The sequence below is a fragment of the Aeromonas sp. R5-3 genome, from assembly GCF_040908225.1.
GTDB classification, from domain to species: Bacteria; Pseudomonadota; Gammaproteobacteria; order Enterobacterales; family Aeromonadaceae; genus Aeromonas; species Aeromonas dhakensis.
Window position 1 is genome coordinate 1 of record NZ_JBFODH010000003.1, and the last position, 18,700, is coordinate 18,700.

General features: G+C 63.3%; 17 protein-coding genes. 6 read left to right on the forward strand and 11 right to left on the reverse strand.

From position 1 onward, the window contains the following. Positions 1-300 precede the first annotated feature (300 nt). Positions 301-840 (forward strand): gamma carbonic anhydrase family protein, encoded by a 540-nt coding sequence (locus AB5Y95_RS01960; RefSeq protein WP_010635500.1) that lies wholly within the window; start codon positions 301-303, stop codon positions 838-840. A gap of 89 nt (positions 841-929) precedes the next feature. Here the strand turns inward: AB5Y95_RS01960 and polA are convergent, their stop codons facing one another. Next, the gene (gene polA / locus AB5Y95_RS01965) at positions 930-3,680 is read right to left on the reverse strand and encodes a DNA polymerase I (RefSeq protein WP_368159419.1); all 2,751 of its coding nucleotides are present in this window, start codon (positions 3,678-3,680) and stop codon (positions 930-932) included. A gap of 400 nt (positions 3,681-4,080) precedes the next feature. Between polA and elbB the strand changes: the two genes are divergently transcribed. Further along, positions 4,081-4,731, forward strand: coding sequence for an isoprenoid biosynthesis glyoxalase ElbB (gene elbB / locus AB5Y95_RS01970; protein ID WP_368159420.1), 651 nt, complete (start codon positions 4,081-4,083; stop codon positions 4,729-4,731). A gap of 72 nt (positions 4,732-4,803) precedes the next feature. Here elbB and AB5Y95_RS01975 read toward each other — a convergent pair whose 3' ends face one another. The 4 genes from AB5Y95_RS01975 to AB5Y95_RS01990 all read right to left on the reverse strand — a co-directional run bounded on the left by AB5Y95_RS01975 (position 4,804) and on the right by AB5Y95_RS01990 (position 8,252). Continuing rightward, positions 4,804-5,013 (reverse strand): cell division protein ZapB, encoded by a 210-nt coding sequence (locus tag AB5Y95_RS01975; RefSeq protein ID WP_005307594.1) that lies wholly within the window; start codon positions 5,011-5,013, stop codon positions 4,804-4,806. Positions 5,014-5,250: 237 nt separating this feature from the next. Then, positions 5,251-6,531 (reverse strand): hypothetical protein, encoded by a 1,281-nt coding sequence (locus tag AB5Y95_RS01980; RefSeq protein WP_005307590.1) that lies wholly within the window; start codon positions 6,529-6,531, stop codon positions 5,251-5,253. Positions 6,532-6,552: 21 nt separating this feature from the next. Further along, a complete protein-coding gene (gene cysE / locus AB5Y95_RS01985; RefSeq protein WP_010635504.1) occupies positions 6,553-7,332 on the reverse strand; it encodes a serine O-acetyltransferase in 780 nt (259 codons plus the stop codon). 8 nt (positions 7,333-7,340) lie between these two features. After that, a complete protein-coding gene (locus AB5Y95_RS01990) occupies positions 7,341-8,252 on the reverse strand; it encodes a cation diffusion facilitator family transporter (protein ID WP_368159421.1) in 912 nt (303 codons plus the stop codon). 86 nt (positions 8,253-8,338) lie between these two features. Here AB5Y95_RS01990 and AB5Y95_RS01995 point away from each other — a divergent pair, with 86 nt between their 5' ends. The 3 genes from AB5Y95_RS01995 (at position 8,339) to trmL (ending at position 10,925) form a co-directional block, all read left to right on the forward strand. Further along, positions 8,339-9,034, forward strand: a complete 696-nt coding sequence (locus AB5Y95_RS01995) for a response regulator (protein ID WP_010635506.1) — start codon at positions 8,339-8,341, stop codon at positions 9,032-9,034. Beyond that, a complete protein-coding gene (locus AB5Y95_RS02000; protein WP_005307577.1) occupies positions 9,031-10,386 on the forward strand; it encodes an ATP-binding protein in 1,356 nt (451 codons plus the stop codon). Before AB5Y95_RS01995 ends, AB5Y95_RS02000 begins: the two co-directional genes overlap by 4 nt. Before the next feature lie 68 nt (positions 10,387-10,454). Continuing rightward, entirely contained in the window at positions 10,455-10,925 is a 471-nt protein-coding gene (gene trmL, locus AB5Y95_RS02005) for a tRNA (uridine(34)/cytosine(34)/5-carboxymethylaminomethyluridine(34)-2'-O)-methyltransferase TrmL (RefSeq protein ID WP_201972094.1), read from the forward strand. A gap of 28 nt (positions 10,926-10,953) precedes the next feature. On the opposite strand, the gene dinF is transcribed toward trmL, so the two are convergent. From dinF to lexA, 4 genes are all read right to left on the reverse strand, one after another. After that, positions 10,954-12,375 carry an MATE family efflux transporter DinF gene (dinF, locus tag AB5Y95_RS02010; RefSeq protein ID WP_368159422.1) on the reverse strand — a complete coding sequence of 474 codons (1,422 nt, stop codon included), beginning with the start codon at positions 12,373-12,375 and terminating at the stop codon, positions 10,954-10,956. After that, positions 12,365-12,991 carry an SCO family protein gene (locus tag AB5Y95_RS02015; RefSeq protein WP_368159423.1) on the reverse strand — a complete coding sequence of 209 codons (627 nt, stop codon included), beginning with the start codon at positions 12,989-12,991 and terminating at the stop codon, positions 12,365-12,367. The genes dinF and AB5Y95_RS02015 overlap by 11 nt, the downstream gene beginning before the upstream one ends. Positions 12,992-13,202: 211 nt before the next feature. After that, positions 13,203-13,490, reverse strand: a complete 288-nt coding sequence (locus tag AB5Y95_RS02020) for a hypothetical protein (RefSeq protein WP_005307567.1) — start codon at positions 13,488-13,490, stop codon at positions 13,203-13,205. A 446-nt stretch (positions 13,491-13,936) separates the two neighbouring features. Next, entirely contained in the window at positions 13,937-14,560 is a 624-nt protein-coding gene (gene lexA / locus AB5Y95_RS02025) for a transcriptional repressor LexA (protein ID WP_005307564.1), read from the reverse strand. A 204-nt stretch (positions 14,561-14,764) separates the two neighbouring features. Between lexA and plsB the strand changes: the two genes are divergently transcribed. Beyond that, positions 14,765-17,188 carry a glycerol-3-phosphate 1-O-acyltransferase PlsB gene (gene plsB / locus AB5Y95_RS02030; protein WP_244366147.1) on the forward strand — a complete coding sequence of 808 codons (2,424 nt, stop codon included), beginning with the start codon at positions 14,765-14,767 and terminating at the stop codon, positions 17,186-17,188. A gap of 61 nt (positions 17,189-17,249) precedes the next feature. Here plsB and ubiA read toward each other — a convergent pair whose 3' ends face one another. Both ubiA and AB5Y95_RS02040 read right to left on the reverse strand, forming a co-directional pair. Beyond that, positions 17,250-18,113, reverse strand: coding sequence for a 4-hydroxybenzoate octaprenyltransferase (gene ubiA / locus AB5Y95_RS02035; RefSeq protein WP_368159424.1), 864 nt, complete (start codon positions 18,111-18,113; stop codon positions 17,250-17,252). After that, on the reverse strand, positions 18,110-18,646 hold the full coding sequence (locus AB5Y95_RS02040) for a chorismate lyase (RefSeq protein ID WP_005307556.1): 537 nt from the start codon (positions 18,644-18,646) through the stop codon (positions 18,110-18,112). Before AB5Y95_RS02040 ends, ubiA begins: the two co-directional genes overlap by 4 nt. Positions 18,647-18,700: the final 54 nt, after the last annotated feature.

Here is an 18,700-nt window from a genome sequence, read left to right on the forward strand (position 1 = left end):
TAAAGAGCGACGCAGCTTTTGGCTGCTGCGGGAGTGGCATTCTACTCAACCGCCTTCTCGAGTCAAGCCTTATTTTCAAAGGCTTTTCGAGGCTATCGACTCAGGCTTTGCGTTGCCGCTTGCCCTGTCGATGGAGGCGCATTATAGGGAGTGAATTCGTTCTGGCAACCCCCCTCCTGCAATAAAATTGCAAAAAACTGCACTTTTTTAGTTATTCATATCCAAGCACAGCTTTTATACAAACTTATCCACAGAAACCAGCGCCGAATTGCTAGAATGGCCGAAAACAAGGAGGCCAAGATGGACTTGCGACTGAGACCTTACAAGGGAAAACGCCCGCAACTGGGCAAACGGGTATATGTAGACCCCTGCGCCACCCTGGTGGGCGATATCCAGCTGGGTGACGATGCCAGCATCTGGCCCATGGTGGCCGCCAGAGGGGACGTCAACCATATCCGCATCGGCGCCCGCAGCAACATTCAGGACGGTACAGTACTGCACCTGACCCGCAAGAGTGCCAGCAACCCGGCCGGCTATCCGTTGTTGATCGGGGAAGATGTCACGGTCGGCCACAAGGCGATGCTGCATGGCTGCACCATTGGCAACCGGGTGCTAGTCGGCATGGGTGCCATCCTGCTGGACGGGGCCGTGGTCGAAGATGATGTGATGATCGGTGCCGGCAGTCTGGTGCCACCGGGCAAGCGACTCGAGGCCGGCTTTCTTTATATGGGTAATCCCATCAAGCAGGCGCGCCCTCTCAAGCCGGCCGAGATCGCCTTCCTCAAGACCTCGGCCGACAACTATGTCCTGCTCAAGGACGAATACCTGCAAGAGGTCTGAATCCAGATAGCCACAAACAGGAAGCCCGGCATGAGGCCGGGCTTCGCGTCTTATATAGCTATATAGGTGTCGATGACGACTGCCAGCGATCAGTGGGCCTGATCCCAGTTGTCACCGGTGCCCGCTTCGACCACCAGCGGCACATGCAATTCGGCAGCGGCTGACATCTTCTCCTTGATGATGGCGATGTATTCCTCCAGCTTCTCTTCGCGGATCTCGAACACCAGTTCATCGTGCACCTGCATCAACATGCGGATCGACTGGTCTTCAATGCCCCGGATCCAGCCATCCACGTTGATCATGGCGCGCTTGATGATGTCGGCGGCCGTACCCTGCATGGGGGCGTTGATGGCGGCCCGTTCCGCCGCCTTGCGCAGACCGGCGTTGCGCGACTTGATGTCCGGCAGATAGAGGCGGCGGCCAAACAGGGTTTCGACATAGCCCTGGGCTTCCGCCTGCTGGCGGGTGCGCTCCATGTACTCCAGCACGCCCGGGTAGCGCTCGAAGTAGAGATCCATGTACTTCTGCGCCTCGGCACGGCCGATGCCCAGCTGCTTGGCAAGACCGAAGGCGCTCATGCCATAGATGAGGCCGAAGTTGATCGCCTTGGCGCTGCGACGCATGTCGCTGGTCACCGCATCAAGTTCAACCCCGAATACCTCTGCGGCGGTCGCCTTGTGGATGTCCTTGCCCTCGGCGAAAGCGGTCAGCAGTCCCTTGTCACCGGAGAGGTGGGCCATGATCCGCAGCTCGATCTGGGAGTAGTCCGCCGCTACCAGCTTGTAACCTGCGCACGGGATGAAGGCCTGCCGAATGCGACGCCCCTGTTCGTTGCGCACCGGGATGTTCTGCAGGTTGGGATCGGTAGACGAGAGCCGCCCGGTCGCCGCCACTGCCTGATGATAGGAGGTGTGCACCCGCCCGGTCTGCGGCTTGATCATCAGCGGCAGCTTGTCGGTGTAGGTGGACTTGAGCTTGGCCAGACCACGGTGCTCCATCAGCAGACGCGGCAGCTCATAGGTCTCCGCCAGCTCGGCCAGCACCTCTTCCGCGGTGGAAGGGGCTCCTTTCGGAGTCTTCTTGATGATCGGCAGCCCCAGCTTGGTGAAGAGGATCTCCCCTAGTTGCTTGGGCGAGGAGAGGTTGAACTCCTGCCCGGCCAGCTCGTGGGCCTGTTTCTCCAGCTCTGCCAGCCGCACTTCGATCTCCTGGCTCTGCTGGTGCAGCAGCTTGGGCTCGATGGTGGTACCGAGTCGCTCCATCCGCGCCAGCACCGGCAGCAGCGGCAGTTCGATCTCGCTGAACACCTTGGCGAGACCCGGCTCCGCAGAGAGCTTGCCCCACAGCGCCTGATGCAGACGCAGGGTGATGTCGGCATCTTCCGCCGCGTAAGGAGCCGCCTGCTCCAGTTCGATCTGGTTGAAGGTGAGCTGCTTGACCCCCTTGCCGGCAATCTCTTCGAACGAGATGGTCTCGACGTTCAGATACCTGCGGGCCAGCGAATCCATGTCGTGGCGGCTGGCAGTGGAGTTGAGCACATAGGACTCGAGCATGGTGTCGTAGGCGATACCCTGCAGCTCGATGCCGTGATTGAGCAGCACGTTGCGATCGTACTTGAGGTTCTGCCCTACCTTGAGCCGGGCCGGATCTTCCAGCAGCGGTTTGAGCTTGCCGAGCACCACGGCCTCGGTCAGCTGCACCGGCGCCCCCAGATAGTCGTGGCCGAAAGGCACATAGGCCGCCTTGCCCGGCTCGATGGCAAAGGAGACGCCAACAATGCGCGCCTCCATATAGTCGAGACTGGTGGTCTCGGTATCGAAGGCAAACAACGGCGCCGCCTGCAGCTGGGCCAGCCAGCCGTCAAACTCGGCCTCGTCCAGAATGCAGCGGTAGTCGGTTTCGATGGCGGCAACCGGGGCAGAGCCTTCCTCATCACCCTCGGCGCCGCTCTCCTCGCCACCGGACTCCAGCTCTTTGATCAGGTTGCGCAGCTCATACTCGCGATAGACCGCCAGCAGGGCTTCCTTGTCGATGGGGCCGAGCTCCAGCTCTTCCAGGCTCTGCTCCAGCGCCACATCGGTCTTGATGGTGGCCAGCACATAGGAGAGGCGCACCTGCTCCTCCTGCTCGCGGAACTTGTCTGCGAACGCCTTGGAGCCGCGGAAACCGAGTGCCGCCACCTTGTCGAGGTTGGCGGCGATCTCGTCGATGCTACCGATCCCCTGCAGCAGGGCCAAGGCTGTCTTCTCGCCGACGCCGGTCATGCCGGGGATGTTGTCCACCTTGTCCCCCATCAGAGCCAGGTAGTCGATGATGAGCTCTGGCGGTACGCCGAACTTCTCGATCACCCCTTCCCGATCGGTCTTCACGTCCTTCATGGTGTCGATCAGGGTGACATGGTCGGAGACCAGTTGCGCCATGTCCTTGTCGCCGGTGCTGATCAGCACCGGCAGCTGTTTCTCGGTCGCCTGACGGGCCAGGGTGCCGATCACGTCGTCCGCCTCCACTCCCTCCACCATCAGGAAGGGGAAACCCATCGCCTTGATCATCTGGTGGATGGGGGCGACCTGGCTGCGCAGATCATCCGGCATGCTGGCCCGGTTGGCCTTGTATTCGGGATAGATGTCGTCGCGGAAGGTCTTGCCCTTGGCATCGAACACCACGGCCACATGGCAGTCGGGGTACTGCTTGCGCAGGCTGCGCATCATGTTGGCCATGACACGGACGGCGCCGCTCGGCAAACCGGTCGAGGTGCGCAGATCGGCCTGCTGAGAGGCAAAGAAGGCGCGGTAAAGATAAGAGGAGCCGTCGACCAGAATAAGGGGATTGCTAGGGGCCATGAAATCGTCCTGCCAGAGATAAACAGCCGCTAGGATGCCACAGGGCCCCCCTCACACCAAGAGGGGGGGCGACCCGGTCGAGGGATCCTCATCGACTGCCACGCTGTGGATAACTCTGTGCTCAAAAATGGCGTGATTGATGAAGCCCAGTGAAACCACTGTGGATAAAAAATGAAAATCGCATATATAACAACGAATTGAGATCGTTAAAACCGATCGCCAGACCGTTGAAATGATCTCGATCAATGTGGAAAAAGATTTAAGGGAGTAAACGCGGCAGGATCCGAAACGAAACAATCCTAGCACAGCAAGATGACTTGACCAGCGGAGGACGAACGATAACCATACAAAAGTACAACAATCCATCCTGGCTCACATTTTCAACAACGAGGAGTCTGTCATGAAAAAAGTGGCCGTGATCTTGAGTGGCTGTGGCGTCTTTGACGGGGCCGAAATCCACGAGACCGTCATCAGTTTGCTGGCGCTGGCCAGGCAGGGCGCCGCCGTGCAGTGCTTCGCGCCCAATGTTCCGCAGCTCCATGTCGTCAACCACCTGAGCGGGGAAGTGAGCGAGGGAGAGAGCCGCAACGTGCTGGTCGAAGCCGCCCGCATCTGCCGCGGCCAGATCAAGGACGTGGCAGAGCTGGATGCAGCCGACTACGATGCCCTGCTGGTACCGGGCGGCTTCGGCGCCGCCAAGAACCTGTGCGACTTCGCCATCAAGGGAGCCGAGTGCCAAGTCCAGCCGGACGTGCTGAAGGCCTGCCAGAGCTTTGCCAGGGCCAACAAGCCGGCGGCTTACATCTGCATCGCGCCAGCCATGATCCCGCTCATCTACGGCGCCGGCACCCTGGCCACCATAGGCCACGACGAGGGCACCGCCAACGCCATCGAGGCGATGGGGGGCAGCCACCTCAACTGCCCGGTCAACGAGTTCGTGGTGGATCAGGAGCGCAAGGTGATCTCCACCCCCGCCTACATGCTGGCCAGCAATATAGTGGAAGCCGCGGACGGCATCGAGAAGACCGTCAAGCAGCTGCTGGCACTCTGACTGCCAGACTGACCCAAACAAACGGGCCGCTCATGGAGCGGCCCGTTTTCAATTCTCGCGTATAGCGACGGATTAGATGCTTTCGCCCATCTGATCCATCTTGCCCAACAGGGCACGCAGACGCTCTTGCCAGGCAACGTGCTCGTTGCGCAGCTGATGGTTCTCGTCTTGCAGCTTGCTGTTCTGCTCTTTCAGCTCGTCCAGCTCCATCTTCAGCAGGGAGATGTTGTCGACGGCGGATTGTACTTTGGATTCGAGTTGCTCAAGGACTTCTAGTGACATATGCATACCTGTATGTTCAATTGCGATGCCCCACAGAGGGCGATTCAAGCGCGTGAAGCCAGCATACCCTGATGGCATCGGCACAAACAAGCCGGTGCGCTGTAAAATGCGCCTTCCATGGATGTATTGACTAAATATGCGTCTATTTTTCTCGCATCCTGCGCCGGGGCCACGGCAGGGCCCGCACAAGCCGCCATTGCATCCGATCTGCTCCCCTATTCACATCAACCGGACGCCTCAGCTGTGCAGGGCGATATAGGCCCCCAGCAGCAGACAGGCAACCCCGTACATCAGCAGGCCGTAGAGCAGGTTGCCGCGCAAAATGGCCCCGGCACTCAGGTTGTAACGGGAGGCCAGCGCCAGGTTGGAGCCGGAGAGCGGGCTGGTGCCGGTGGCCAGCCCCCACCCCAGCAAAAAGGTCATGCCGAGCAGGCTGGGATCCGGTGCCAGTGGCCACAGCAGCGGCGCCAGCCCGGAGATGCTGATGAGCGGGTGTACTCCGACGATGGCCACCAACAGGATCAGCAGCAGGGTGAGCGAGGCCTCCAGCCAGCCGAAGTGATGGAAGAAGGGCAAGCCGTGGCCGCCGCCCAGCTCGAGTACCGACAAGGCGCTGTTAATGCCGGCAGCCAGCAGGCCAGCCCCCAGAAACAGCACAATCTGACCGCCGATGGCGGGAAAGCGCTCCACCACCTGCCGCTTGAGGGCAGGGCCTCGCCCCGTGCTCGGCATAAAGGCAAACGCCAGCAGCGGCGCCACCAGGGCGATCACCGCCAGGATGCCGAGATCCGGCCAGATCTGCTTGATCAGCAGCACCAGCCCGGCCAGGGCGACCGGCAGCCCCAGGGTCTGCAGCCGCAGCGGGTAGCCGGCAAAATCCACCACCCCCAGCCGCTCCACCTGCCAGGCGGTCAATCCCATCGCCAGCAGGGTCGCCACCAGCCCGAACGGCAGGATCTGCGACAGTTGCAGACCGGGGGCATAGGTAAGCGCCACCGCCATGGCGACGAAGAAGGGGGACCAGAAGGCCGCGGCGCAGAAGATCCGGCTCAGCACCAGTACCTGACGCCGCTCCAGGGTGCCGCTCCGTTCCAGCCGATCGCCGATGATGAACAGCACCGAGAGGTTGATGACGGCCCCCAGCAGGTTGAGGCTGGCCATGGTGCTCCACAGCCCCTTGCGCCCTTGCCATGAGGTGGTGCCGGTCAGCAGGCCCGAGGTGGCGAGATTGAGGGTGCTCACCGCCGCAAACATGGTGAGCATGTTGATGTTGGGCAGCAGCCAGTCCGCCGGCTGGAGGCTGGCCCCTTGCCAGCAGGAGAAGATCAGCAGCGCCAGTGCCGCCCCGTACAGGGCAAGCGCCTGACGGCGCGCCGCCCCCACCAGCCAGGGCCAGGTGAGCAGGGAGGCTCCCCAGGCGGCGATGGCTGCCGGCCAGGGGGAGAACCCCAGATAGAGGTGCAGCAGGTTGAGCAGCCACATCCCCAGGATCAGATAACCCGACCAGCGCTTGGCCATCGACTCGCCTCGGTCAGGGGATCAGAGACACTGATCCATGTCCAACGAGGGCTTGTCGCACTCCGGACGACCTACGATCTTGGCGGGTACGCCCGCCACTGTGGTGTGCGGCGGCACCGGATTGATCACCACGCTGCCGGCACCGATCTTGGCCCCCATACCCACCTCGATGTTGCCGAGCACCTTGGCACCCGCCCCTATCATCACCCCTTCCCGGATCTTGGGGTGGCGATCGCCGCTCTCCTTGCCGGTACCGCCCAGGGTGACGCTCTGCAGGATGGAGACATCGTCCTCGATCACCGCCGTCTCGCCGACCACGATACCGGTGGCGTGGTCAAACATGATGCCTTTGCCAATACGGGCGGCCGGGTGCACGTCCACCCCGAACACCACGGAGATCTGGTTCTGCAGGTAGAGCGCCAGCGAACGACGCCCCTGGCGCCACAGCCAGTTGGCGACCCGATAGCCCTGCAGGGCGTGGAACCCCTTCAGGTAGAGCAGCGGGGTGGAGAAGAGGTCGACCGCCGGGTCGCGCTCCTGCACCGCACAGATGTCGGCGGCGACCATGGTCAGCAGCTCGGGCTCGCTGCGCAGGGCCAGCTCGATCACCTCGCGCAGGGCGATGGCGGGCATGGTGGCGCTGTCGAGCTTGTTGGCCAGCTGGAAGCTGAGGGCCGAACGCAGGTTCTTGTGATTGAGAATGGTGGAGTGGAAGAAGCTGGCCAGCATGGGCTCTTCGGTCGCCATGCTCGCCGCTTCTTGCTGAATTTTTTGCCAGGTTCTGGCAACCAGATCATCCATGTTGCAGCCTACTGTTGTTCTGAGGGAGTGCCTTGCTGTTCCTTGTGCACCACGGAGATGGGGTCCATGTGGATGATGACATCCATGCGCTCGAATGCCTGACGAACCGCCAGTTCGGCTTCATCGGCAATCTGATGGGCCTTGACCAGAGGGAGCTGATCGTCCAGTTCCAGATGCAACTGCACGAAGCGGGTCGGACCGGACTGGCGGGTGCGCAGATCATGCACCCCGTGTACACCTTCGACGGCACAGCAGAGGGCCATTATTCTCGCTTGTTCCTCGGCTGGCAACTGACGATCGAGCAGCGCCTGCACCGATTCATAACCGATGTGCAACGCCCCCCACAGCAGGAACAGCCCGATCAGGATGGCAAACAGGCCGTCGGCCCAGTACCAGCCCTGCCCCGCCAGCACCAGTGCCAGCAGCACGCCGCCGTTGAGCAGCAGATCGGAGCGGTAGTGCAGCATGTCGGCCTTGATGGCCACGCTGTTGGTCTTGCGGATGACGAAACTCTGGAAGCTGACCAGCAGCAGAGTCAGCACGATGGAGCCACCGCTGACCCACAGACCCGCCTCGAGCCGCTCCAGCGGCGCCTGCTTGAGCAGGGAGGAGATGCCGTGCATCACCAGCAGCAGCGCGGAGCCCGAGATGAAGGCTGACTGGATCAGCCCGGCCAGCGACTCCGCCTTGCCGTGACCGAAGCGATGCTCGTCGTCGGCCGGTGACAGGGCATAACGGATGGCCAGCAGGTTGATGATGGAGGCGCTCAGATCCATAAAGGAGTCGGTGAGGGAGGCCAGCAGGCTCGAGGAGTCGGTCATCAGCCAGGCGATCAGCTTGCCGGTGATCAGCAGGGTAGCGGTGGTGACGGCGGCCATGCTGGCCAGCGTCACCCAGCGGGAATATTGTTGATGGCTCAAAACCGACTTTCCTCTTGCGGTTAAAAATCTATTATACCCTGACCCCTGCGCCAGTCTGGCGCGAAAAATCAGCGGAATGACTTCAGATGCACAAAATACTCCTGGTCGACGACGATCTCGAGCTGACCCAGTTGCTCACCGAAATTCTGACCCTGGAAGGCTTCCAGGTGACCGTCGCCGAGGATGGCGAAGAGGGGTTGCAGCGGCTGGCCGAACAGCACTTCAACCTGGTCCTGCTGGACGTGATGATGCCCAAGCTCAACGGCTTCGCCATGCTGACCCGGCTGCGCAAGACCCACGACACCCCGGTGCTGATGCTGACCGCCCGCGGCGACAGCCAGGATCGGGTCAACGGGCTGGAGGCCGGGGCCGACGACTATCTGGCCAAGCCGTTCGATGACCGGGAACTGCTGGCCCGGGTGCGCGCCATCCTGCGCCGCACCCAAGGCAGCCAGCCCCAGCGCGGCGGCAGTTCGGACGAGGTGCGCTTCATGGATCTGGTGCTGCAGCCCGGCCTGCAGCAGGCCAGCTGCCACGGCGATCTGCTGGAGCTGACCGCCACCGAATTCGGCCTGCTGGAGTGCCTGTTGCGCAACCCGGGTCAGATCGTCAGCAAGAGCCAGCTCTCCGAGCTGGTGCTGGGCAAGAAGCTGGAGCCCTTCGATCGCGCCATCGACATGCACCTGAGCAACCTGCGCAAGAAGCTGCCTGAGCGCACCGACGGCCAGCCCCGCTTCAAGACGGTGCGCGGCCGTGGCTACCTGTGGCTGGAACAGGCATGAGAACGGCCCGCACCTTCAACGGTCTCTCCACCCAGATCTTCCTCTGGTTCTGGTTCATGCTGTTGCTGGTGGTGGCCGCCGTGGTGATCCTGCCGACCCTGGATCCCCGCAACATCATCCCGCTGCCGGCCCACGAGATCGCCCGCCTCAACAACAATCTGAAGGCGCTGCAGAAGGGGGCGGATCCCACTCAGGATTTCGATCTGGCCCAGGCCATCGACGCCGCCGGCCTGCTGCCGGTAGACAACATCTACCTGCGCGATGCCAAGGGGCAGATGCAGTCCAGCACCCGCCTGAGCAAGTTCGTGGTCCGTTTCATGCTCGATTCGGACAACCCGGCCAAGCCCATGCTGGGCAGCGAGCACAAGCGGGCCATCGCCGGCCCCTTCCAGATGGAGCATCGCGGCCAGATCTACCACGTCTACTTCGGCCTCAACGTCGAGAACTCCTATCTGTTCCTGTTCATCCAGATCCTGGATCACCCGATCCAGATCCTCGGCATCGCCATGCTGGTCAGCACCCCGCTCTGCCTGCTGCTGGCCTGGCGGCTGACCCGCCCCATCCTGCAGCTGCAGCAGTCGGTCTCCCAGCTGGCGGAGGGCAATCTGGAGGCGCAGATCCCCAACCTGGGGCGGCGGGACGAGATAGGCCAGCTGGCGGATCACGTCAGCCACATGGTCGATACCCTCAAGAACATGATCCAGAAGCAGAAACAGCTGCTCTCCGACATCTCCCACGAGCTGCGCAGCCCGCTCACCCGCATCCAGCTGGCGCAGGCGCTGATCCGCCGCAAGCAGGGGGACAGCAACGAGCTGGCCCGGATCGAATCGGAGATAGGCCGGCTCGACAAGCTGATCGGCGACCTGCTCGACCTGTCGCGGGTGCAGCAACATGTGGAGGCGCCGGTGGTGATGCCGCTGGCCGATCTGCTGGAGCCCATCCTGGACGACGCCATGTTCGAGGCAAATCAGAGCGGCAAGCAGCTCAGGTTGCCGCCGCTGCCCACCGACTCCCTGCGGATGTGGCCCGATCTGCTGGCCAGGGCACTGGAAAACCCGCTGCGCAACGCGCTCAAATATGCCCGCGAGTTCATCAAGGTGGACTGGTACCGGGAGGGACGGGAGTGGGTGATGACCATCCGCGACGACGGCCCAGGCGTACCGGTGGAGCAGCAGCCGCAGCTGTTCCTGCCCTTCTTCCGGGTGGATGATGCCCGCAACGCCAAGACCGGCGGCACCGGGCTGGGGCTGGCCATCGCCGCGGAGGCCATCCTGCGCCACGGCGGCACCATCCGCGCCAGCAGCAACCACCCGGCCGGGCTGACCATCACCATCCGCCTGCCCATCGGCTGAGCAGGCCCTTTTCATCCGCCCGGGCGCTGGGTATGCTGGCGCCCTTTTCGCCCCATCAGGACGCCGTCATGCTCGACATCGTGCTCTACCAACCGGAAATTCCGCCCAACACCGGCAACATCATCCGCCTCTGCGCCAACACTGGCTATCGGCTGCACCTGATAGAGCCGCTGGGGTTCGAGTGGGATGACAAGCGGGTGAAGCGGGCGGGGCTCGACTATCACGAGTTCGCCGAGGTGAAGCGCTGGCCGAACTTCGAGGCCTTCCTGGCGGCGGTGGTGCCGACGCGGGTTTTTGCCTGCACCACCAAGGGGCGCACCGCCCATTCGGCAGTGCAGTTTGCCGCCGGGGACGCCCTGTTGTTCGGGCCTGAGAGCCGCGGCCTGCCCATCGAGATCATCGAGAGCCTGCCGTTCGAGCAGCGGCTGCGCATCCCCATGCTGCCCCAGAGTCGCAGCATGAATCTCTCCAATGCGGTGGCGGTATTCGTCTACGAAAGCTGGCGCCAGCTGGGCTACCCGGGCTCGCTGCAGGTCTGAACCGGACCTGCCTGGCTAGATAGCGGGCTCAGGAGGAGGCCTGCGGCGCCTCCCCCGCCCCGTGGGGTGAGTGGAGCAGCCGACCATCGCGCTCCAGCTGCCAGCAGAGCCAGCCCAGTGTCAGTCCCCGCCCTGCCATCAGGGCCGCCATCGCGGCCCACAAGGCCGCCACGCCCCAGCCCTGACAGAGCCACCAGACCGGGAAGAAGCCGCCGAGGGCCGCCACCAGCATGCTGTTGCGCATCTCCCGGGCCCGGGTCGCCCCGATGAAGACCCCGTCCAGCAGGAAACACCAGACCGCCAGCAGCGGCATGGCGATGAGCCAGGGCAGCTGCGCATTGGCCGCGGCGATCACCGCCGGCAGGTCCGTAATGTACCCAATCAGCCGGCTGCCTCCCAGCGCAAACAGCAGGCTGAAGCCCAGCGCAATCAGCAGCGCCCAGCCAAGGTTGAGGCCGATGGCCTCCCGCAGTCCCTGCCGATCCCGCCGTCCGATGGCGCGCCCCACCATGGCCTCCACCGCATAGGCGAAGCCGTCCAGCCCGTAGGAGATGAGCATCAAAAAGTTGAGCAGCACCGCATTGGCGGCGACCGCCACATCCCCCAGCCTGGCCCCCTGCAGGGTCATGAAGGCGAAACAGAGCTGCAGGCAGAGGGAGCGGATGAAGATATCCCGGTTCAGGGCCAGCAACCGCAGCAACGCGGGCCACTGGCGCCAGCGTTGCCAGGCACCCTGCCACGCCGACGCGGCCAGCCGGCGCAGGTGACGGCTCACCAGCCAGAGCCCCACCCCGAGCGCGCTGTAGTCCGCCAGCAGCGAGGCGGCGGCGACCCCTTTTACCTGCCAACCCAGCCCCAGCACGAACCAGGCATCGAGCCCCATGTTGACCAGATTGGTGAAGAGCAGCAGCAGCATGGGGCTGCGCGCATCCTGCATGCCCAGCAACCAGCCCATGATCACCAGGTTGCAGAGCGCCGCCGGGGCGCTCCAGATCCGTACCGAGACGTACTCGGCGGCATAGTGCTGCACCTCGGCGGAGCCACCGCTGAGGGCGATGAGGGTAGGGAGCAACGGCAGCAACAGCAGCAACAACGCCAGCCCCAGTGCGATGGCGAGACCCAGCGCCCTGGCTAGGGTGTCGAGCTGGCCGGCCGGGCTGCTGGCGCCATGGGCCTGGGCGGTCAGGCCGGTGGTGGACATCCGCAGGAAGCCGAGCAGCCAGAACAGCAGGTTGATGAGGGTGGCCCCAACCGACACGCCGCCGAGGAACCAGGCCTGGCCGAGATGACCGATCACCCAGGTGTCCACCAGCCCCAGCAGCGGGGTGGTGACATTGGAAAAGACCATGGGCAGGGCGAGGGCAAACACGGCGCGATGGCGCCGCCCGTCTCGCCACCAGGCGGGGGTCAACATGCCGGAGGACGTCCGTTGCTCATCACTATTCGCCATCCAGCCGCACTATCCTGGCAAAGTCCGACACCATGCTCGCCATCACCACCCTGGGCACCCCGTCCTCGCTCAGACGGGGGCGAAACACGGCTTCCAGCTTGCCGGCCGGATTGATCAGCACGATGGAGGCGGAGTGGTCGATCAGGTAATCCTTCTCCCCCTGATCGGCGATGGAGTAGATGAGCCCCAGATTGCGCACGAAGGGAAACAGCTTGTCGTGGGGGCCGGTTGCCGCCTTGAACTCCGGGTTGAAGAAGGCGGTATAGGTCTTGAGGCGGGCCACGTCGTCCCGCTGCGGATCAGCCGAGATGAACACCACCTGGCTGCTCGGAGCTATTTTTTTCAGCTCGGGATAGACGGAACGCAGATCCGCCAGGGTGGTCGGGCAAATATCGGGACAGGAGGTGTAGCCGACGAACAGGAAGGTCCAGTGGCCGGTCAGGCTGGCCGGCACGAACGGCTGGCCATCCTGATCGGTGAAGGCAAACGGATTGATGTCCCGCCCCGCCGGATAGTAGTCGGCGTGCTCGGGCAGGGAGGGCTGGCTCCAGTAAAAACCGCCCATCATGCCCCCGACCAGCAGCAGAAACAGCAAGGGGTAACGTGGTTTCACCATAAAAAAACAAACCCTTTACGTCGACATGCCCGCCAGCCGGGCCAGAATGAAAGGGCTATTGTAACCCAGTGAGCACCGGGCCGGTCACTCCCTTGTCACGGTTGCCCGTTCGCTGGCCAACTTTGGTCAGAAGATGACGCCAGGGTCTGCAAAGCGACGCCGGATCGCCCAAAACGACAGCCCCACCGGGAGGTGGGGCTGTTGCAACGGGTCAAGGTTGTTGTCGGCGCCGCTCGTGCAGGCGGCGGCTCGAGGCGCGCAGCGGGATGACAGGAGCGGTCCAGAGATCATCGGCCAACCCCTGCTCGTGATGGCTGTGAAACAGGCGCACCAGGCGGACAATCTTGTCCTTCGGGCACCCCAGCCAGATGGTCCAGCAGGCGCCCTTGTGGTGTACCCAGAGCGCGTAGAAACGGGTCATCCGGTTACCCTTGATGAAACGGGTGATGGAAGAAACGGGCGATGCCAGACCCGGATCCCATGGCGAGCTTGAAGCCATACCTGTCCTCCTTGATCAACAGGTCACGTCGACCGGCACCGTCCACCACCGCAAGGGGCGACCCGATGACTGCCGCGTGTCGACTGCACGAGTGTGCCGCTGTTGTGCCGACTGCCGGCGCCCTGCTGGCCACTCTCCCTTCTATCCCGCTGACGCCTCTGCCCCCGGACGAGGCACACATGCTGCCTGCACCGGGCGCGAAGCGCTTGTTATTCCCTGCTGCCCTCGGGGTTCCTGCCACCAGCGACGCGAAGCTGCGCGTCTTGCCGAGCATCGGGGGGTGGCTCACGCCAGTGAACCAGCCTTACCAAATGATATATCTGAAATGAATCGCCTGCGGCGAGCGCCCGCAGACAAAAGTGCCGGGTATCAGGATCTGATTGAAATCACGGGGAAAGGAGCGCAGAAACAACAAGGCCTCCCATGGGAGGCCTTGTTAGCACGGATTACATCCAGTCGGCGTTGCGAATGACACCGACCGCCAGTCCCTCGATGGTGAGGTGCTGGCTGGCGAGATCCACTTCGATGGGGGAGAGCTCTTCGTTCTCCGGCAGCAGCCACACCTGGCTGCCCTTGCGCTGGAAGCGCTTGACGGTGACATCCTCGTCGAGCCGCGCCACCACCACCTGACCGTTGCGCACCTCCTGGGTCTTGTGCACCGCCAGCAGGTCGCCATCCAGAATGCCGATGTTCTTCATGCTCATGCCCTGCACCCGCAGCAGGAAGTCTGCCCGCGGGTGGAACAGGGCGGGATCCACCTGGTAGTGGCTCTCGATGTGTTCCTGGGCCAGGATGGGCTCGCCGGCAGCCACCTTGCCGATCAGCGGCAGACCGCTCTCTTCCAGCTGCTCTTCCTCTTCAAGCAGCAGGCGGATGCCGCGGGACGTGCCCGGCATGATCTCGATGACCCCCTTTTTGGCCAGGGCCTTCAGATGTTCCTCGGCCGCGTTGGCCGACTTGAAACCAAGCTTCTGGGCAATCTCGGCGCGAGTCGGCGGCATGCCGGTCTCGTTCATGTTCGCCTTGATCAACTCCAGCACTTCGGCCTGGCGGGGAGTAAGGGGTTTCATAGCATGGGCACCTGTCTTTTTATACAGCACACTGGCAGTATATACAGTGCAGTGGCCAAGGCAAGCCGCCGCTGACATTTGTCGCGGCCCTCTGTTCATTTACCATGGTTTTGATCCCGCGCAGCCGACTCATCGTACCTCTCGGCGACAAGCAGTCGGTGATTTGCTATGCTCACGCCGCATTTTTTTGGAGAGCAGACGCACATGTCCCTTGGACAGAAGATTTCCAGAGCCATCTTGCAATGGCCGGTCAGCGGCTTGGTCAATCACAAGAGCCTGCCGGAAAACCCCATCACGGAACTCAAGCTGGATCCGGCCAGACCCATCGTCTATGCCCTGAAGACCAGCTCGATCACCGACCTGATGACCCTGCAGCAGTGCTGCGAGGATCTCGGTCTGCCCGGCCCCTTCACGCCGCTGGAGCTGAACGGTCAGCTGCTGCCGCGCTATGTCTGTCTGGATCGTCCGCCTCCCCTGTTCGGCAAGCGCAGCAAGCCGCTCCCCTTCCTGCAGGAGTTTCACCAACTGCTGGACTTGCACAAGCAGGATCCGGCGCTGGACATCCAGGTGGTGCCCGTCACCCTGTTCTGGGGCCGTGCCCCGGGTCGGGAAGGCGAGGAGGCCTCCGGCTGGAACATCATCAGCAGCCTGGCGCCGAACCGCCTCAAGAAGGCGCTGATCGTGATCCTGAAAGGACGCGAGAACCTGGTGCGCTTCTCTCCGCCGCTCTCCCTGCGCTACATGGCGGACAAGCACGGCACCGACGAGGCCATCGCCCACAAGCTGGCGCGGGTGGCCCGCACCCACTTCAGCCGCCAGCAGCTGGCCGCCACCGGGCCCAAGCTGCCCAACCGCAACCTGCTGTTCAAGCAGTTGCTCGACTCTGGCGTGATCCAGCAGGCCATCGAGGAGGAGGCCCAGCGCGAGGGTATCAGCCTCGATAAAGCCCAGAAACGGGCTCATGGCTACATGGACGAGATCGCCTCCAACTTCTCCTACCGGTTGATCCGCCTCGGCGAGAGCTTCCTCGGCTGGCTGTGGAACAAGCTCTATCGCGGCCTGTCGGTCAACGGCGCCGAGAAGGTGCGCCAGCTGGCCCAGGAGGGCCACGAGATCGTCTACGTGCCCTGCCATCGCAGCCACATGGACTACCTGCTGCTCTCCTACGTCATCTATCACCAAGGCATGGTGCCGCCCCACATCGCGGCCGGCATCAACCTCAACTTCTGGCCGGCGGGCCCGATCTTCCGCCACGGCGGCGCCTTCTTCATCCGCCGCACCTTCAAGGGCAACCCGCTCTACAGCACGGTATTTCGGGAATACCTCAACCTGCTGTTTGCCAAAGGCTACTCGGTGGAGTTCTTCACCGAGGGCGGTCGTTCCCGTACCGGTCGCCTGCTGCCACCCAAGACCGGCATGCTGGCGATGACCCTGCAGGCCATGATGCGCGGACTGGATCGGCCGCTCACCTTCGTCCCCGTCTACCTGGGTTATGAGCACGTGATGGAGGTGAACACCTACCACAACGAGCTCAAGGGCAGCCGCAAGGAGAAGGAGAGCTTCCTGCAGGTGCTCGGCATCCTGCGCAAGCTGCGCAACTACGGCCGCGGCTTCGTCAACTTCGGCGAGCCGCTGACCCTCAACAGCTACCTCAACGAACACGTGCCGACCTGGAAGGAGCACATCGGCGAGGAGGAACGCCCCGAGTGGATGGCAGGCACCGTCAACCAGCTGGCCGAGCTGCTGATGACCCGCATCAACGGCGCCGCCGCCGTCAACGGCCTGACCCTGAGCGCGCTGGCGCTGCTGGCCGCCGAACGCCACGCCCTCACCCGCGACGAACTGCAGGCCCAGCTCAACACCTATCTGGACCTGCTCAAGCAGGTGCCCTACAGCCCGCACAGCACCATGCCGGCCGAGGATGCCAAGACCCTGCTGGATCAGGCGATGGAGCTCAACAAGTTCGAGGTGAGCGAGGACAAGCTGGGGCAGATCATCAGTCTGGACCGCTATCAGGCGATCCTGCTGACCTACTACCGCAACAACATACTGCACCTGTTCGCCATGCCCTCGCTGGTGGCGGCCCTGATCGAGCGTTGCGAGGGGATCTCCCGCAGCGAGATCGTCGCCCGCTGCATCGACATCTACCCGCTGCTCAAGACCGAGCTGTTCCTGCGCTACGAAGAGGATGATCTGCCGGAGCTGGTCGATGCCCTGCTGGCCGAACTGCAGCGCCAGCAGCTGATCGAGGCGCGCGACGGCGGCTTCTGGGTCAACCCGGTCAACCAGACCCGCCTGCTGCTCCTGGCCGAGAGCATCCAGGAGACTCTGCAACGCTACGCCATCGTGCTGACCCGGGTGCTGGCCCAGCCCAGCATCGAGGCGGAGCAGCTGGAGGCGGACGGCCTGATGATGGCGGAACGCCTCGGCACCCTGCACGGCATCAACGCCCCCGAGTTCTTCGACCAGAAGCTGTTCAGCACCCTGATCCACACCCTGCGCAGCGAAGGCTATCTGGATCCGGGCTGCAAGCCGGATCTGGGCCGCTTCCAGGCGCTGGCCGACAACATAGTGCCACTGCTCAGCACCAAGATCCGCCGCACCATTCAGGCGGGCAACCGGACCTGAGCAGGTACACACCAATGAAAAAGGCCGCATGTTGCGGCCTTTTTCATGGGGGAACGCGAGCTCACAGGTAGTTGATCACCACCCCGGCGAAGATCAGCGCCCCCACGTAGTTGTTGTTGAGGAACGCCTGGAAGCATCCTTCCCGCGCCCGCTCGCGGATCAGCCGCTGCTGATAGACGAACAGGGCCGCCGCCGCCAGCAGCGACCAGTAGTAGCTAGATCCCAGCTCGCTCAGCTGGCCCACCAGCAACAGGATAAGCAGGGCCAGCAGCTGCAGCGCGCCGATGATCCGCTTGTCGTGGCGGCCAAACAGGATGGCACTCGACTTGAGACCGAGCTTGAGGTCATCGTCCCGGTCCACCATGGCGTACTCGGTGTCGTAGGCGATGGTCCACAGCAGGTTGGCGAGAAACACCAGCCAGGCCACGGCCGGCAGGGCGTTGGCCTGGGCCGCATAGGCCATGGGAATGGACCAGGAGAAGGCCATGCCGAGCACCAGCTGGGGGATCGGGATGTAGCGCTTCATGAAGGGGTAGCAGGCCGCCAGCAGCAGGGCCGCGAACGACAGGCCTATGGTGAGTGGATTCATGGTCAGCACCAGGGCGAACGAGATGAGCGCCAGCACGGCGAACAGCGCCAGTACCTCCCGTGGCTTGACCTTGCCCATGGGCAGCGGCCGGCCGGCGGTACGCTTCACGTGACCGTCGAAGTTGCGATCCGCATAGTCATTGATGACGCAACCGGCGGAGCGCATCAGAAACACCCCCACCACGAACACCAGCAGGGTCCAGAGATCCGGCAGGCCATCCGCCGCCAGCCAGAGCGCCCACAGGGTCGGCCACAGCAGCAGCAGGGTACCGATGGGCTTGTCGATGCGAGCCAACTGCACGTAGGCCAGTCCCCGCTCCTTGGTTAACAGATTCACTCCAGCTCCTTGTTGCATGACAGAGAGGGCAAGAAGAGTTCATGGACCAGCAGTGGCCATTGCCCCAGAAACAGACGGGAACGGCGTCCCCACACGATGCCGGCCGGGCACCAGGGATTGCTCGCAATCTCGAAACAGGCCAGTTGCAGGTGATCGCGCCGGGCAGGCTCGTCACCGAAGATACGCTCACCCAGAGGCTGCTCGCCCAGCTCGCGCAAGCCGCTGTCCGGCAAGGCGGCCTCGGCGAACAGGGTCCAGCCCAGCAGGGCCGGCCCCCGATCACCGTGCAGGATCACCTCGCGGCACAGGCCAGCCGGATGATCGGCGGCCACCAGCTGCTGCTCGTCGGCATCGAGGGGGACGCTGCGGTTGCCGAGCAGTTGCACCGAAAAGTGGTGATTATGGCGGCGCAGGCGCCGGGTCATGGAGTCCGCCTCCAACAACCAGGGCAGCAAGGCCTCGGGCGGCTCGCACTGCGCGGGAGTCCGCCAGGGCTCCAGCCGGACAAGGGGAACAGTCAACTCGGACTTCACAGCTTCACCATCCGGAGATTTCCGTTATCAGGTTAAAATCCGGTTTATTATCCG